The organism is Candidatus Rokuibacteriota bacterium (genome assembly GCA_030647435.1).
Classification (GTDB): Bacteria; Methylomirabilota; Methylomirabilia; order Rokubacteriales; family CSP1-6; genus AR37.
The window spans coordinates 1-15,355 of the sequence record JAUSJX010000155.1 but is presented as its reverse complement, the minus strand read 5'-3'; the positions used below and the strand labels follow the sequence as shown (position 1 = coordinate 15,355).

Sequence of the window (15,355 nt, the reverse complement as noted above, 5' to 3'; positions counted from 1 at the left end):
CCCATGGCTGAGACTCCGCTCCTCGAGGTCAAGAACCTCAAGAAGTACTTCCCGATCCGCGGCGGGCTCTTCTCCCGCGAGGTCGCGCGCGTCCACGCCGTGGACGACATCTCGTTCACGATCCAGAAGGGCGAGACGCTGGGCCTCGTGGGCGAGTCCGGCTGCGGCAAGTCCACGACGGGGCGCTGCATCCTGCGCCTGATCGAGCCCACGTCGGGCGAGGTCACCTTCGAGGGACAGAACGTCACGGCGCTCGACAAGCGGTCGCTCCGCCATCTGCGGCGCGACATGCAGATCATCTTCCAGGACCCGTACGCCTCGCTCAATCCGCGCATGACGGTGGGGTCGATCGTCGGCGAGGCGATCGTGATCCACAAGCTCGCCAAGACGCGTAAGGAGCGGGAGGAGCGCGTCATCCACCTCCTCGAGACGGTCGGTTTGAGCTCCGACCACCTGCGCCGCTACCCGCACGAGTTCTCGGGCGGCCAGCGCCAACGCATCGGCATCGCCCGGGCCCTGGCCGTCAGCCCCAAGCTCATCGTCGCGGACGAGCCGGTCTCGGCGCTCGACGTGTCGATCCAGGCGCAGGTCATCAACCTGCTCGAGGATCTCCAAAAGCAGTTCAACCTGACGTACCTCTTCATCGCCCATGACCTCTCCGTGGTCGAGCACATCTCGACGCGCGTGGCCGTCATGTACCTCGGCAAGATCGTCGAGATCGCGCCGGCCAAGGAGCTGTACAACAACCCGAAGCACCCCTACACCGAGGCGCTCCTCTCCGCGGTGCCGATCCCCGATCCGGCGGTCAAGCGCAAGCGCATCCTGCTCGAAGGCGACGTACCGAGCCCGATCAATCCTCCTTCCGGCTGCCGCTTCCACACGCGCTGCCCCGTCCGTGTGCCGGCCTGCTCCGAGCACGAGCAGGTGCTGAAGCAGATCTCGCCCGGTCACTGGGTCGCGTGCCAGGTCCGCGCGTAACAGGCGGCTGAAAAAGGCCCATCTGCGCCATTTAGCAAAGACTGTTGGGGCGCCCTCGGCCGCACGCTCGTGGCCGTTCGAGCTGAGGGGCGGAGCCCCGAGGCGAGGGCTGAGATGTTGGTTCGTACGCCTCGCGTGCGGAATCAACCCAGCCCTCGTCTCGCGACGGCACAGGCCGTCGCTCAACTCGAACAGCGGGGTGCCGCCTCGCATCTGGACCTTTTTGAGCCGCCTGCCAACTGTCGACAATGAGGAGTCTGGCCTCCCGATGATCGAGTGGTCGGGCGTCTTCCATATCATGGCGACGCCGTTCACGGACGGCGGCGAGCTCGACGCTAGAGGACTGCCGCGTCTCGTCGAAGCCGCCCTCGCCACGGGCATCACCGGCGTCACCCTGCTCGGTATCGCCGGCGAGGCCCACCGCCTCACCGATGAGGAGCGGCGGCGCGTGGTCGAGGGCGTCGTCAAGGAGGTGCGCGGCCGCGTGCCGGTCGTGGTGGGCGTCTCCGCCTCGGGCACGCATCTCGCGACGTCCTTCACCCGCATGGCCCAGGAGCACGGGGCCGACGGGCTCATGGTCGCCCCGCCGGCGGGCCTCAAGAACCTCGACGCGGTGGCCGAGTACTACCGGACGGTGGCGGACGCGGCCGCAGTCCCGCTCGTGCTCCAGGACGAGCCCGTCACGACCCAGGTGACGATGCCAGCGGCTTTCATGGCCCGCCTGTGCGAAGAAATCCCCGCGATCGAGGCGGTCAAGCTCGAGGAGGCGCCGACCTTGCCCAAGATCACGCGGCTGCGCGAGCTGCTCTCGCGGCGCGTGGCGATATTCGGGGGGCTCGGGGGCGTCTACTTCTTCGAGGAGCTATCGCGCGGGGCCGACGGCGCCATGACCGGCTTCCCCTACCCGGAGGCGCTCAAGGCAATCCGCGATCACTTCGTCGCCGGCCGCCGCGACGAGGCCCGGGCTCTCTTCTACCGCTGGCTGCCGCTCATCCGCTACGAGAGCCAGCCGGGCTCGACGCCCGGCACGGCCGTCGGCATCAGGAAGGAGATCCTCCGCCGCCGCGGCTGGATCGACGCGGCGCGCGTCCGCCCGCCGGCGCCGGCCCTGGACGCGGGCACACTGGACGAGCTCGGCGAGATCCTCCGCGCCGTCGGAGCCTGAGCCATCCCAAAGCTCCAGGTCGGTGACGTCGGGATCTTCTACCAGCGCGTCGGGCCGACACGCCCGCCGTCGCTCGTCCTCCTTATGGGCTGGGGCGGCGATCACACCGCCTGGGCCTTCCAGGTGCCCGCGCTCGCCGCCGAGTTCGACGTGATCGCACTCGACAACCGCGGCGCCGGACAGAGCGACGCCCCGGATGCGCGCTACACGATCCCGGGAATGGCCGACGACGTGGTGGGCCTGATGGACCAGCTCGGCGTGCGAAACGCGCACATCTGCGGCGCGTCGATGGGCGGGATGATCGCCCAGGAGCTGGCGCTCCGGCACCCCGAGCGCGTCCTCTCGCTCCAGCTCCATTGCACCACTTCCGGCGTGGACCGCTACGGCCGGCTCGTCATCGACAACTTCCTGCGCGTGAAGGCCCGCGGCGACGCGGAAGAGTTCGCCCACTTCTCCCTGCCCTGGCTGCTGAGCCGGAAGACGTTCGTCGAGCGGCCCGACTTCGTGGAGACGTGGATCCTGCGGGCCCTCGAGTACCCCTTCTCCACGAGTCTCACCGGGCTCAGCCGCCAGGGTGAGGCCATCCGCGCCCACGACACGCGCGACCGGCTGGCCTCCCTTCGCGTGCCGACCCTGATCACGACGGGCACGGAGGACATCCTCGTGCCCCCGTCGGCGTCGGAAGACCTCCACGCCCTGATCCCGGGCTCAGAGCTCGCCAAGATCCCGGACGCGGGCCACATGCACTTCATCGAGCAGGCCGCCGCGTTCAACGAGATCTGCCTGAACTTCCTCCGCAACCACAGCTCCTGATCGGCGGCTGAAAAAGGCCCATCTGCTTCGTTGACGCCCTCGGCCGCACGCTCGTGGCCGTTCGAGCTGAGGGGCGGAGCCCCGAGGCGAGGGCTGAGACAGTCGGACGCCTCGCGTGCGGAATCAACCCAGCCCTCGTCTCGCGACGGCACAGGCCGTCGCTCAACTCGAACAGCGGGGCGCCGCCTCGCATCTGGACCTTTTTGAGCCGCCTCCCGGCTCAGCGCTTTCGGTCGGAGAGCTTGACGGACAGGTCGCGAAGCCGCTGTTGTGTCGCGGGGCTCAGCATGGCGGCGAAGCCGGCGGGGTCGGTCTTGGCGCGCTCGACGGCCTGGAGCATGTTCTGCGGGTCGCCGCCGGTGCTCTGGGCGAGCTCCGTCAGGACCTGGCCGGCCACCGCGTAGAACTCCTGCGTCAGCGCGTCCGAGCCCGCGAGCGCGCGCACCTGCTGGTCTACCGCGGTCCCCTGGGAATTCTTCGCGAGCTCGCCCGCGCGCGCGTTGGGATCGAGGAGGATCTGGAGCGTCTTGTTGAGCGCGTCCTGCGAGGAGGGGTCGAGCGCCTGTGCGGCGGCCGGGCCCGCGGCCGCGAGGGCGAGCAGCGCCCCCAGAAGGACGAACCTGGGCCGGATCACTCCCAGAGGTAGCTGGTGGGGTTGACCGACTGGCCCTTGACCTGGATCTCGTAGTGCAGGTGCGGGCCCGAGGAGCGCCCGGTATTGCCGGTCATCGCGATAACATCTCCGCGCTGCACCTTCTGGTTCACGGCGACGCTGAGCTTGGAGAGGTGGCCGTAGAGCGACTTCGTCTCGTTGCCGTGCTCGATGATCAGCGTCTGGCCGTATTCGGCATTCACGCCCGCGAAGACCACGGTGCCGGGCGCCGGCGACTTAACCAGCGCGCCGATCGGAGCGCCGATGTCGAGCCCGCTGTGGAACTCCGACTTGGCCGACCAGGGCGAGGTGCGGCCGCCAAAACCCGAGTTGACGGGGCCGCGCACGGGCCACCGTGACGGCAGCGCCGCCAGCACGCGTGTGGCGCGGCCGAGGAAGCGCTCGAGGGCGCGGAGGTTGTCCCCCTCTTCCTTGACGATGCCCGTCAGGCGCTCGAGCTCGTCGCCGATGGCGGCGCGCTCGGGAGTCTCGGCGGCGCGCGACGGGCCCGTGCCGCCCCCGATGCCGGCGCTTCGCTTGCTGGCGCCGTCCTCGGGACCGAAGGGCTCCCAGATCTTGGCGTGCAGCTCGCGCCAGCCGTCGATCTCGGCGCGGATCTGCCGCATCTTCGTCTGCGAGGCGTCGATCACCTCCTGCTGCACCACGACGCGCGCACTGAGCTCGTTCAACGACGCGCGCTGGCTGCGCAGCGTGAGGTAGTCCTTGTAGATGACGGTGACGGAGGCGGGTACGGCCAGGACGAGGGCCAAGACCGTCAGAATCAGCCACCTCGGAAGGGTCAGCCGGGCGATGCGTCGCCCGTCGCCGTGGACCACCAGGAGGTTGAACTCGCGCCGCGCCGGCATAACCCTCAGCGCTTGATCGGCACGACCGAGAAGTCCCGCGTCGGCACGGTCTCGGCGTTGGGATTGGTCTTCGTCATGCGGCAGTGGCCCTCGAACAGCACGCCCTCCTCCACGACCACCACCGGCGCCTCGACGTCACCGAAGACGCGGGCGGTGCGCTTGAGCTCCACGCGCTCTGTCCCCAGAATATTGCCCACCACCTCGCCGCTCACCAGCACCTGCCCGGCGCGGATGTCACCGTTGATGACCCCCTTGTCGCCGATGATCAGCGTGTCGGTGGTCGAGATTTCACCCTTGAACCGCCCGTTCAGCATGACCGTCCCACTGAACGTGTACCGCCCCTCGATCTCCGAGCCCTCGTCGATGAAGGCCGTGAGACCGTTGCTGCCCGCCGGCTTTCGCCTGCGCTTGAACATGGTCGGCCCCCGTGGGGGGAATCCGCCCCCTTACCGCTGCGTCGTGACAGCGCGAGCCCCATCCACCAAATGGACGGGCCGCGGCCCCATCGCGGCGTCGTCGCCCTTGCTCTTGACGACGTTGCCGTTGAAGAAGCCGCCCTTGGAGATCACGAGCGAGTCCGTCTCGATGTTCCCGGTGACTCGGCCCGTCTCGGCGATCTCGACGTTGCCCGTGGCGACCATGTTGCCCTCGTAGACGCCCATGATGACGGCATCCACGGTGAGGACGTTGGCGTTGACGACTCCCTTCTCGCCGATGACCAGCTTCCCGCCCACCGACAGCTCGCCACCCACCTCGCACTCGATCTGGATCGAGTCGGTGATCTCGAACTTGCCCTCGAGCTTCGCCGAGGCGCCGACGATGGTCAGCAGCGGCCCGGTGTTGGCCTTGGGACCGGCCGCGATCTCCTGGGACAACGACGTCGTCGTCTGCGGCTTGCTGCTGTTCCGTCCAAGCATCACTGCCTCCTCAACGTGCTGCGGCTGCCGCTGCCCGGCCCTGTCCCCCCGGTGGCCTCGGCGGCCAGACTCGGAGAGGCGGAACACGTTCTCGATCGGGCGCGACGGGAAGGATGTTAGACGCTCCCGGCCCTGCCGGGTCACGGGGGTTGTAGCACGCGCTCTTTGGGGGTGTCAACCCCGGATTTCCCGACGCGCCAAATGCGAGCTATGTGCTCGCCAGCAGGCCGTTTCTTGACACTCCGCGAGCCTCGGAAGTATCATTTGGCCATTCCGACACCCGCCATGGACGACTTCTACCGGATAAAGCGCCTTCCGCCCTACGTCTTCGCCATCGTCAACGACCTCAAGACCAAGGCTCGGGCGAAGGGGCAGGACATCATCGATCTCGGCATGGGCAACCCCGACCTGGGCACGCCCAAGCACATCGTTGACAAGCTGATCGAGGCGGCCCAGAACCCCAAGAATCACCGCTACTCGGCTTCCCGCGGCATCACACGGCTCCGGAAGGCCATCACCACCTGGTACCGGGACCATTACGGAGTGGAGATCGACCCCGAGACCGAGGCCATCGCCACGATAGGGGCCAAGGAGGGCATGGCCCACCTCGCGCTCGCCGTCCTCCAGCCGGGCGACGGGGTGCTGGTGCCGAACCCGACCTACCCCATCCACTCGTACTCGGTGGTGATCGCCGACGGGGACCTGCGCTCCGTGCCGCTGGTGCCGGGCGAGGACTTCGTTGCGCGCCTGCAGGAGGCCGCGCGCCTGTCCTGGCCCAAGGCCAAGCTCCTCATCCTCTCCTTCCCGCATAATCCGACCACGATGTGCGTGGACCGCGACTTCTTCGCCAGGGTGGTGGACTTCGCCAAGGAGCACGAGCTCATGGTCGTCCACGACTTCGCCTACGCCGACTTCGCCTTCGACGGCTACAGACCCCCCTCCTTCCTCGAGGTCCCGGGAGCCAAAGAGGTCGGGGTCGAGATCTTCTCGCTGTCGAAGTCGTACAACATGCCGGGGTGGCGGATGGGCTTCGTGTGCGGGAACCCGCGCATGGTCCAGGCGCTGGCCAGGATCAAGTCGTATCTCGACTACGGCGCCTTCCAGCCCATCCAGATCGCCGCCATCATCGCCCTCGAGGGAGACCAGAAGTGCGTGGCGGACATCGTCGAGGTCCACCGCAAGCGCCGCGACGTCCTGGTGGACGGGCTCAACAAGCTCGGCTGGTCTGTGCCGAAGCCGCAAGCGACCATGTTCGTCTGGGCGCCCATCCCGGAGTCGTTCCGGTCCATGGGCTCGCTCGAGTTCTCCAAGATGCTCATCCAGGAGTGCAAGGTGGCGGTCTCCCCGGGCATCGGCTTCGGCGAGTACGGAGAGGGCTATGTCCGTTTCGCCCTCGTCGAAAACGAGCAGCGCATCAAGCAGGCCCTCCGCGGCCTTAAGACCCTCTCGGCCCGCTGACGGCGCCGGCGCGCAGCGGGCCTCGGCTCACGGCTCCCTCATGAACGAGATCAAGATCGGCCTCCTCGGCCTCGGCACGGTCGGCAGCGGCGTCGTCAAAGTCTTCCAGACCCACGGCGCCGAGATGCAGGAGCGCGCCGGGTGCCGGCTGACCTTGCACGCCATCGCGGACGCCGACACCACGCGGCCGAGAGAAGGCCTCGATCTCAAGCGCCTCCCGCTCGTCCCGGACGCCGGGCGGGTGCTCGACGACCCCGCGGTCCAAGTCGTCATCGAGCTCGTGGGCGGGCTCGAGCCGGCGCGCACCTTCATCCTCAAGGCCCTCAACGCGGGCAAGCACGTGGTCACCGCCAACAAGGCGCTGCTGGCCCACCACGGCCCCGAGATCTTCGAGGCGGCGCGCCGCAACCGCGTCATGCTGGGCTTCGAGGCGGCCGTGGCGGGGGGTGTCCCGCTCATCCGCGCCGTCAAGGACGGGCTGACGGCGAACCGCGTGCTGTCGGCCTTCGGCATCGTCAACGGCACCTGCAACTACATCCTTTCGAAGATGGCCGACGAGGGGCTCGACTTCTCGGTCGTTCTCAAGGAGGCGCAGGCGCACGGCTACGCCGAGTCCGACCCCACGCTCGACCTCGAGGGCATGGACTCGGCCCACAAGCTCCAGATCCTGGCGACGATCGCGTTCCGCACCGCCGTGGACCTCAAAGACATCCACACGGAAGGCATCACGGCGATCACCCAGCAGGACGTCCTAAACGCGGCCGAGCTCGGCTATCGGATCAAGCTCCTGGCCATCGCCAAAGCCGCCGACGGCGCGCTCGAGGCCCGCGTGCACCCGACCATGATCCCGGCCGGGTCGCCGATGGCCGCGGTGTCGGGCGTCTTCAACGCCGTCTTCATCACCGGCGACAATGTCGGCAACCTGATGTTCTACGGCCGGGGCGCGGGGCAGCTGCCCACCGCGTCGGCGGTCTGGTCGGACACGCTCGAGATCGCCCGGCGCGTCGCCCACGGCATCCCGGCCATGGAGGGCGACCTGCCCTCGATCAGCGAGCGGCCGCTGCCGCTCCGGCGGATGGAGGACATCCGGTCGTCCTACTATCTGCGCGTCATGGCGATGGACCGGCCCGGTGTCCTCGCGCAGGTCGCCGGCATCCTGGGGCAGCACGACATCTCGCTCGTCTCGGTGCTCCAGAAGGAGCGCGCCCACGGCGAGGCGGTGCCGGTGGTGATGATGACCCACGAGGCGCGGGAGCGGGACATGCGCGCGGCGCTCCAGGCCATCGACAAGCTGCCGGTGGTGGCGGCGCGCACCACCATGATCCGCGTGGAGCCGGCATGAACGCGTGGCCCGGTGTCATCGAGCGCTACCGGCAGTTCCTGCCGGTGTCGCCGAGCACCCCGGTGGTCACGCTCCACGAAGGCAACACGCCGCTCATCCCCGCCCCGCGGCTCGCGGAAGCCACCGACCCGAGCCTGCGGATCTTCCTCAAGTGCGAGGGCTTCAACCCGACGGGCTCCTTCAAGGACCGCGGGATGACCGTGGCCATCTCCAAGGCCGTGGAATCCGGCTCGCGGGCGGTCATCTGCGCCTCGACCGGCAACACCTCGGCCTCGGCCGCGGCCTACGCGGCGCGGGCCGGCATTCGCGCCTTCGTCATGGTGCCCAAGGGCGCGGTCGCCATCGGCAAGCTCTCGCAGGCCGCCATCCACGGCGCGACGGTGCTCGTGATGGACGGCAACTTCGACCAGGCGCTGTCGATCGTCACCCAGATAGCCGAGCGCCACCCGGTCACGCTCGTCAACAGCCTGAATCCCTTCCGCCTCGAGGGGCAGAAGACGGGCGCGTTCGAGGTCGTGGACCAGCTCGGGCGCGCGCCCGACTACCACCTGATCCCCGTGGGCAACGCGGGCAACATCTCGGCCTACTGGCGGGGCTACCGGGAGTACCACCGGGCGGGCATCGCCAAGGAGTTGCCGAAGATGGTCGGCTTCCAGGCCGCGGGCGCCGCGCCCATCGTGGAAAACCGGGTCATCCTCGAGCCCAAGACGCTCGCCACCGCCATCCGCATCGGCAACCCCGCTTCCTGGGGGCTCGCCAAGGAAGCGCTCCAGGACTCGCAGGGATGGATCGACGCCGTCACCGACGAGGAAATCATCCGCGGGTATCGCCTGCTGGCCCGCGAAGAAGGCATCTTCATGGAGCCCGCCTCGTGCGCGACGGTGGCCGGCCTGGCCAAGATGGTCAAGGCCGGGCGCTTCGAACCCGGCTCCACGATCGTGCTTACGCTCACGGGGCATGGGCTCAAGGACCCGGACACGGCGCTCGAGTCCGCGACCCGGCCTGTGAGCGTTCCCGCGCGGCTCGACGCCGTCCTCGCCCAGCTCGGGCTCTAGCCGCTCGTGCCCTCCGCCGGGCGGCTGGTCAAGATCCTCCTCGGGATCGCGATCAGCGCGGCCCTCCTGGTCTGGCTCTTCTGGAACGTGGATCTGCGCGCCGTCACTGCGCGCCTCGCCGACACGCGGTGGGGCTGGCTCACGGTCAGCATCGCGCTGAACCTGGCCTCCCTCTGGGCCCGCGCCGTGCGCTGGCGCTACCTCTTCCCCCAGAAAGCCAGGCCGACCCACCTTTTCAACGCCGTGATGATCGGTTACATGGGCAACAACCTGCTGCCGTTGAGAGCCGGCGAGGTCCTGCGCGTCTACGTCGTAGCGCGGCGGGGCCAGCGCTTCTGGACGACGGTGACGACGCTGGTCGTGGAGCGCGCGCTCGACGGGCTGGCGGTCGGCATCGTGCTGTCCTTCGTCTTCTTCCAGATCCCGACGCCGCGCGAGGTGGCCTGGGCGTCGGAGGTCTTCCTTGGACTGGTCTTGGCGATGATGGTCGTCTTGGTCGCGATCGCGGCGGCGCCCCTGCCCTGCCGCATCCTGATCCACTCGCTCACCTACCGCTGGCCGGGCATCGAGCGCCGCCTGGTCGTCGTCTACGACACCATGAGCGACGGGCTCCAGGGGATGCGGCGGCCCAGCCAGCTGCTGCCGACCGCCGTCTGGTCGGTCGTGATCTGGGTGGTCATCGTGCTGTCCGTGTGGACCGGCTTTCGGGCGGCGAGCCTGGAGCTGCCGATGACAGCCGCCCTCTGTGTCATCGCCTTCATCGGCCTCGGCGTGAGCCTGCCGTCCAGCCCGGGCTTCATCGGCGTCATCCAGGCGGCAACCGTCCTGGCGCTGTCCTTTTTCGGCGTTGGGAAAGCGGATGCCCTCGGCTTCTCGCTCCTGCTACACGCCTCGCAGTTCGTGCCCGTTACGGTCTGGGGCCTCCTGCTCCTGGTCGTAGAGCACGTGAGCCTCGCCGAGGCCGGCCGGGGCGCAGGGCTGTCCGTAAACGTGCGTCAAGACTAGTCCTTCCCCGCCGTAAACGCTGCCCTCCCGCCAGCCGTCCTAGGTGATGAATCTCCATCGGGGTTGAAACCTGGGCGGGACAACGGGGAGTCCAAGCACTCCCGGTGGCTTCCGGTGTAAACGCAATGGTCCCCGGCTGCGTCAAATTGACAGGAGCGTTCTCGGGTGGGCTCGGGAACCGGGAGATGGCCATGGGTGGAGAACCAGCGGCAGGGTCGGGCAAACGCCCCGACGCGCGCGGTATTCTGGGGGTTTGGCCGGCTCGGCGAGCGTATGCGAAGATCGCCTGTAGTGGAGACGCTCGAGCCGTCCGATGAAGACCTATGCCGGCGAATCGCCCAACGGGACGGGGGAGCCTTTGACCTGCTGGTCGAGCGTTACCAGGAGCGGGCGTACCGCATCGCGTGGTCCGTGGTACGGGACGGGGAGGATGCCAAGGACTGCTCACAGGAAGCCTTCATCCGGCTCCACGAGTCGGCCGGATCCTTCGCCGGTCAGGCCAAGTTCTCGACCTGGTTCTACCGGATCCTGGTCAACTGCTGTCTCGATCACCAACGGAAGCGGCGCGGCTGGCGGCGGCTGGTCGGCTGGGGCGGCAGGGACGAGGGGCGCGATGCGGGCGACCCCGTGGAGCGCCTCGCGGCTCCCTTCACCGACCCGACGGACGCCATGGTCACGGATCACCGCATGAGCCGCGTGTGGGAGGCCGTGGACGAGCTTTCGCCGCAGCAGAGGGCGGCGGTGCTGCTCCAATGCCGCGAGGAGCTGTCCACCAAGGAGATCGCCGCGGTACTGCAGTTGTCGGAGGCGACGGTGCGGGTGCACCTGCACCGCGCGTACTCGGCGCTCAAGCGCCGCGTGGGAGACGAGGGATGAGTAGGCTGCCGGAAGATGAGTTCCCGGAAGACGAGTTCCCGGAAGACGAGTTCCCAGAAGACGAGTTCAAGGATGTGATCGCGGAGCTCAGGCGCACTGCGCCCGAGCCGCCGCCCGTGCACTGGGGCGCCTACCGCGCCGAGCTGCGCGAGAAGCTCGAGCGTGGCGGGAGCCGCGGCTGGGCCGGGTGGAGCTGGCCGCTCCGCCCGTTCCAGATGGCCGTGGCGGCGAGTTTCGTCGCGGTGCTGGTCTATATCGGCCTGCCGGGCCACGGCCAGATCCCGAATGACCCGGCCGTGATGGAGAACGCCATCCTGGCGAGCCGCCTCGACGTGATCGCCCACCTCGACGTGGTCCAGAAGCTCGACCTCCTCGAGGACTTCGATGTCATCGAGCGGCTCGACAGCTTGCCGACGCGCGGCGAGGGATGATCGGCACCCATGCCCCTCGATCGCTCCGGGCGTCGCGACCTGGCCAGGCTGTCTCTTGCGGCGCTGCTGAGCCTGGTGCCTGCGGCCGCGCGCGCCGCCGAAGCGCCGGCGGCACCACGGACCCCACAGGCCAAGAGTGACGAAATCGACGCCGAGATGCTCCGCGACCTCGAGGTCCTGAACAACCCGAATTACGCTCGCGACCGCGAGATCGCGAAGCGCCTGAGCTTTTTCGAGCGTATGCGCCTGTTGGATCGGATGACGAGCAACCGGCCGGCTCGGGCGGGGGCCACGACCCCTGCCGAGCCGGCCAAAAGGGCGGTGAGGTGACATGCTGACGGATCGCTCGTACGGTTGGCTTCCTGCCCTGGCGCTGGCGGCCTGTCTGGCCGTCCCGACGGTCGCTCGGGCTCAGGCGCCCGCTTCACCTCCCTCGACAGCGCCGGCCCAGCCCGGCAATTCTCCCGTCCGCGGGCTCGAGCGCCTGTCGCCCGAAGAGCGCGCGCAGGCTGAGCGCAATCTCCAGAAGTGGAAGGAGATGACGCCCGAGCAGCGGCAGGGAGCGATAGAGAACTACCGCCACTGGCAGAGCCTTTCGCCTGAGGAGCGACAGACCGCCCGGCAGAATCAGCAGCGGCTGCGCAACATGTCGCCGGCGGACCGGGCTCGCGTCACGGAGGACTTCCGCCGCTGGCAATCGCTGCCGGAGGACCGGAGGCGCCAGCTCGAGGCGGCGCACGAGCGCTTCCAGAGGCTGCCGCCCGAGCAGCGTCAGCGCATTGAGCGGAATGCGGAGCGCTGGCGCCAGATGCCGCCCGAGCAGCGCCAGCCCATTGAGCGGAATGCGGAACGCTGGCGCCAGATGACACCCGAGCAGCGCCAACAGGCCCGCGAGCAGTACCGTCAGCGCCAGCCGGGCCCCGGCCAACCGCGTCCGGACGGCGAGGACCGTCCGGGAGGCGATGGGCGGCCCGGCGGTCACGTAGGGCCCGGAGGTCCGCGCAGCCGCCACCTGCCTCGATAGCAACGGCTCGGCCCAAAGCATGGCGAAGCCAATTGGCCTGGCGGCTTTACACCCCCCAGCGGCTTTACACCCCCCAGCGGCTTTACACCCCCCAGCGGCTTTACACCCCCAGCGGCTTTACACCCCCAGCGGCTTTACACTCGATGACGGGGTCGTGTAGCATGACCCCCTCATGGGCCAGCTGATCGTCCAAAAATACGGCGGCTCGTCCGTCGCCGACCCCGAGAAGATCAAGAGCGTCGCCCGCCGCGTGGCCGAATCCGCGGCGAAAGGCCACCGGATGGTCGTGGTGGTCTCCGCCATGGGCAAAACGACCGACGCGCTGGTCGCCCTGGTGGACGCCATCACGCCCGCCCCCGACCCGCGGGAGATCGACATGGTCCTGGCCACGGGCGAGCAGGTCACGATCGGTCTCCTCGCCATGGCGCTCCAGGCGATGGGCCGCCCCGCCTGCTCCTTCACTGGACCGCAGGTCGGCATGGTCACCGACGGCGTCCACACGCGGGCGCGTATCCGGCGCATCACGGCCGAGCGCATCCACGCCGCCCTCGACGCCGGCAAGATCGTCGTCGTGGCGGGCTTCCAGGGCATGACCGAATCGGGGGACATCACGACGCTCGGGCGCGGCGGCTCGGATCTCACGAGCGTCGCGCTGGCGGCGGCGCTCAAGGCCGACGTCTGCGAGATCTTCACCGACGTCGACGGCGTCTACACCGCCGATCCCAACGTCGTGCCGGAGGCGCGCAAGCTCGCGCGCGTCTCCTACGACGAGATGCTCGAGATGGCCGCCCTCGGCGCCAAGGTGCTCCAGGCCCGCTCCGTCGAGTTCGCCAAGAAGTTCGCCGTCCCGGTGCACGTCCGCTCCAGCTTCAAGCCGGACCCGGGCACGCTCGTGACCAGGGAGGATCACAGCATGGAAGACGTGGTGGTCACGGGCATCACACACGACCGGGGTCAGGCGAAGCTCTCCATCCTGCGCGTGCCCGACCGCCCGGGCATCGCCAGCCAGGTCTTCGGAGGGCTCGCCAAGCAGAACATCGTCGTGGACATGATCGTCCAGAACGTCGGGCGCGACGGCTCCACGGACATCTCGTTCACCCTGCCCCGCGACGACCGCCAGCGGGCGGAGACCGTGCTGGAAGCCGTCGCCAAGGAGATCGGCGCCGGCGGCGTGACCGCCGACGACCGCATCGCCAAGGTTTCCATCGTCGGCGTCGGCATGCGCAGCCACTCGGGTGTCGCCGCGCGCGTGTTCTCGACGCTGTCGAAGGAGAACATCAACATCCAGATGATCTCGACGTCCGAGATCGCCATCTCCTGCGTCATCGAGGACAAGTACACCGAGCTCGCGGTGCGCGCGCTCCACGACGCCTTCGAGCTCGGAAAAGAACCCGCGGCCTAGGAGGCCGTCCGTGCCGGCCACCGCCAAAGCCGCGGTCTTCTTCGGCCGGGCAAGCCCTTCGAGATCCGCGAGGTGCCCATCCCCGAGGTGGAGCCCGAGGGCGTCCTGATCCGCGTCACCCACGCCAACGTCTGCGGCTCGGATCTCCACTTCTGGCGCGGGGACGCGGCGCTCCGCCTCCCCGACGACGGCTGGATCTTCGGCCACGAGATGACGGGCCGCGTGGCGAAGCTCGGGTCGAAGGTCAAGACGGACTCGCTCGGCCGCCCGCTCAAGGAGGGCGACCGGGTCGCCTATACGTACTTCTACCCGTGCGGCCGCTGCTACGCCTGCCTCAACAAGGAACCGGCCGCCTGCCCGAACAAGATCGAGCGGCCGCTCGGGCCCGGCGCCTTCCCGCATCTGCACGGCGCCTTCGCGGACCACTACCACCTCCGCCCCGGCGGCGCCATCTTCACGGTTCCCGACGCGCTCCCCGACGAGGCGGTGGCGGGCGTCAATTGCGTGCTCTCCCAGGTGATCTACGGTCTCCACGTGGCGGGCGTGCGCCTGGGCGACAGCGTGGTCATCCAGGGCGCGGGAGGTCTCTCGGTGTCCATGCTGCGGCCGTCGCCAAGGACATGGGCGCCGCGTCGGTCATCGTGGTGGACCAGATCCCCGGCCGCCTCGAGCTGGCGAAGGCCTTCGGCGCCGATCACGCGCTGAACTTCAAGGACGTGCCCGACCGCAAGGAGCGCGTGAAGCTCGTCCGCCAGTGGACGGGCGGCGTGGGCGCGGATGTCGCCTGCGACTTCGTCGGCTTCCCGGCGGTCATCCCCGAGGGCATCGAGATGCTGCGCTCGGGCGGCACCTACCTCGAGATCGGCACGATCAGCCGCGGCGCCACGATCGAGCTCGAGCCCTCCCTGCTCGTCTGGGGCTCCAAGAAAATCGTGGGCGTGATCCAGTACGACCCGTGGGTGATCCCGCGCGCGCTCGATTTCCTCGTGCGCACCAAGACGCGCTGGCCGTGGGACCGGATCCTCTCGCACAAGTACCCGCTCGAGAAGATCAACGAGGCCTTCGCCGCCTCGGAGTGGCACAACAAGGAGACGACGAGCATCACGCGCGCGGCGCTGACGCCGTAGCGCGGTGTATCTGATCTGCCACTCTAGAAGCGCGCGGGGGGACGTGGCAGGCTGGGCGCGAGATGAGCTACTCGCGCCCGCAGCTGAAGCTCCTGCTCGTGCTGGCCACCGTGTTTCTCGCTGGCCTGGGCGCGCGCGAGTGGCGCGCGGGCTTCCCCGACGCGGCCGAGCGGCTGGAGCGCTTCGATCGCGAGGACCCGCCGCCGCCCATCCCGCCCGCGCCCCGCGCCCGCGCGGCGCCGCG

General features: G+C 69.0%; 19 protein-coding genes. 15 read left to right on the top strand and 4 right to left on the bottom strand.

Going from position 1 to position 15,355, the window contains the following annotated elements; genetic code table 11:
* Positions 1 to 3 precede the first annotated feature (3 nt).
* From Q7W02_26755 to Q7W02_26745, 3 genes are all read left to right on the top strand, one after another.
* The gene (locus tag Q7W02_26755; protein MDO8479732.1) at positions 4 to 978 is read left to right on the top strand and encodes a dipeptide ABC transporter ATP-binding protein; all 975 of its coding nucleotides are present in this window, start codon (positions 4 to 6) and stop codon (positions 976 to 978) included.
* Positions 979 to 1,246: 268 nt separating this feature from the next.
* The gene (locus Q7W02_26750) at positions 1,247 to 2,143 is read left to right on the top strand and encodes a dihydrodipicolinate synthase family protein (protein ID MDO8479731.1); all 897 of its coding nucleotides are present in this window, start codon (positions 1,247 to 1,249) and stop codon (positions 2,141 to 2,143) included.
* A 33-nt stretch (positions 2,144 to 2,176) separates the two neighbouring features.
* On the top strand, positions 2,177 to 2,956 hold the full coding sequence (locus tag Q7W02_26745) for an alpha/beta fold hydrolase (protein ID MDO8479730.1): 780 nt from the start codon (positions 2,177 to 2,179) through the stop codon (positions 2,954 to 2,956).
* Positions 2,957 to 3,176: 220 nt separating this feature from the next.
* Here Q7W02_26745 and Q7W02_26740 read toward each other — a convergent pair whose 3' ends face one another.
* The 4 genes from Q7W02_26740 to Q7W02_26725 are packed head-to-tail and all read right to left on the bottom strand — an operon-like array spanning position 3,177 to position 5,391.
* Positions 3,177 to 3,590 (bottom strand): hypothetical protein, encoded by a 414-nt coding sequence (locus Q7W02_26740; GenBank protein MDO8479729.1) that lies wholly within the window; start codon positions 3,588 to 3,590, stop codon positions 3,177 to 3,179.
* On the bottom strand, positions 3,587 to 4,474 hold the full coding sequence (locus tag Q7W02_26735) for a M23 family metallopeptidase (GenBank protein MDO8479728.1): 888 nt from the start codon (positions 4,472 to 4,474) through the stop codon (positions 3,587 to 3,589). The genes Q7W02_26740 and Q7W02_26735 overlap by 4 nt, the downstream gene beginning before the upstream one ends.
* A gap of 5 nt (positions 4,475 to 4,479) precedes the next feature.
* Positions 4,480 to 4,890 (bottom strand): polymer-forming cytoskeletal protein, encoded by a 411-nt coding sequence (locus Q7W02_26730; protein MDO8479727.1) that lies wholly within the window; start codon positions 4,888 to 4,890, stop codon positions 4,480 to 4,482.
* 30 nt (positions 4,891 to 4,920) lie between these two features.
* On the bottom strand, positions 4,921 to 5,391 hold the full coding sequence (locus Q7W02_26725; GenBank protein MDO8479726.1) for a polymer-forming cytoskeletal protein: 471 nt from the start codon (positions 5,389 to 5,391) through the stop codon (positions 4,921 to 4,923).
* A 285-nt stretch (positions 5,392 to 5,676) separates the two neighbouring features.
* Between Q7W02_26725 and alaC the strand changes: the two genes are divergently transcribed.
* The 12 genes from alaC to Q7W02_26665 form a co-directional block, all read left to right on the top strand.
* Entirely contained in the window at positions 5,677 to 6,849 is a 1,173-nt protein-coding gene (alaC, locus tag Q7W02_26720) for an alanine transaminase (protein ID MDO8479725.1), read from the top strand.
* A gap of 40 nt (positions 6,850 to 6,889) precedes the next feature.
* The gene (locus Q7W02_26715) at positions 6,890 to 8,191 is read left to right on the top strand and encodes a homoserine dehydrogenase (GenBank protein ID MDO8479724.1); all 1,302 of its coding nucleotides are present in this window, start codon (positions 6,890 to 6,892) and stop codon (positions 8,189 to 8,191) included.
* Complete coding sequence (gene thrC, locus Q7W02_26710) at positions 8,188 to 9,246, top strand: threonine synthase (protein ID MDO8479723.1); 1,059 nt, start codon at positions 8,188 to 8,190, stop codon at positions 9,244 to 9,246. Before Q7W02_26715 ends, thrC begins: the two co-directional genes overlap by 4 nt.
* 6 nt (positions 9,247 to 9,252) lie before the next feature.
* Positions 9,253 to 10,251 (top strand): lysylphosphatidylglycerol synthase transmembrane domain-containing protein, encoded by a 999-nt coding sequence (locus tag Q7W02_26705; GenBank protein MDO8479722.1) that lies wholly within the window; start codon positions 9,253 to 9,255, stop codon positions 10,249 to 10,251.
* A gap of 291 nt (positions 10,252 to 10,542) precedes the next feature.
* A complete protein-coding gene (locus Q7W02_26700) occupies positions 10,543 to 11,127 on the top strand; it encodes a sigma-70 family RNA polymerase sigma factor (protein ID MDO8479721.1) in 585 nt (194 codons plus the stop codon).
* Positions 11,124 to 11,558, top strand: a complete 435-nt coding sequence (locus Q7W02_26695) for a hypothetical protein (protein ID MDO8479720.1) — start codon at positions 11,124 to 11,126, stop codon at positions 11,556 to 11,558. Before Q7W02_26700 ends, Q7W02_26695 begins: the two co-directional genes overlap by 4 nt.
* A gap of 9 nt (positions 11,559 to 11,567) precedes the next feature.
* Positions 11,568 to 11,888: a hypothetical protein gene (locus tag Q7W02_26690; protein ID MDO8479719.1), complete on the top strand. Its 321-nt coding sequence runs from the start codon at positions 11,568 to 11,570 to the stop codon at positions 11,886 to 11,888.
* Between the two features lies 1 nt (position 11,889).
* Positions 11,890 to 12,582 carry a DUF3106 domain-containing protein gene (locus tag Q7W02_26685; protein ID MDO8479718.1) on the top strand — a complete coding sequence of 231 codons (693 nt, stop codon included), beginning with the start codon at positions 11,890 to 11,892 and terminating at the stop codon, positions 12,580 to 12,582.
* A 172-nt stretch (positions 12,583 to 12,754) separates the two neighbouring features.
* Positions 12,755 to 13,984 (top strand): aspartate kinase, encoded by a 1,230-nt coding sequence (locus tag Q7W02_26680; protein MDO8479717.1) that lies wholly within the window; start codon positions 12,755 to 12,757, stop codon positions 13,982 to 13,984.
* Between the two features lie 72 nt (positions 13,985 to 14,056).
* Positions 14,057 to 14,689, top strand: coding sequence for an alcohol dehydrogenase catalytic domain-containing protein (locus Q7W02_26675; GenBank protein MDO8479716.1), 633 nt, complete (start codon positions 14,057 to 14,059; stop codon positions 14,687 to 14,689).
* Positions 14,605 to 15,111, top strand: coding sequence for a zinc-binding dehydrogenase (locus Q7W02_26670; GenBank protein ID MDO8479715.1), 507 nt, complete (start codon positions 14,605 to 14,607; stop codon positions 15,109 to 15,111). The genes Q7W02_26675 and Q7W02_26670 overlap by 85 nt, the downstream gene beginning before the upstream one ends.
* A 62-nt stretch (positions 15,112 to 15,173) precedes the next feature.
* The coding region (locus Q7W02_26665) for a hypothetical protein (protein ID MDO8479714.1) at positions 15,174 to 15,355 on the top strand (182 nt) is incomplete at its 3' end.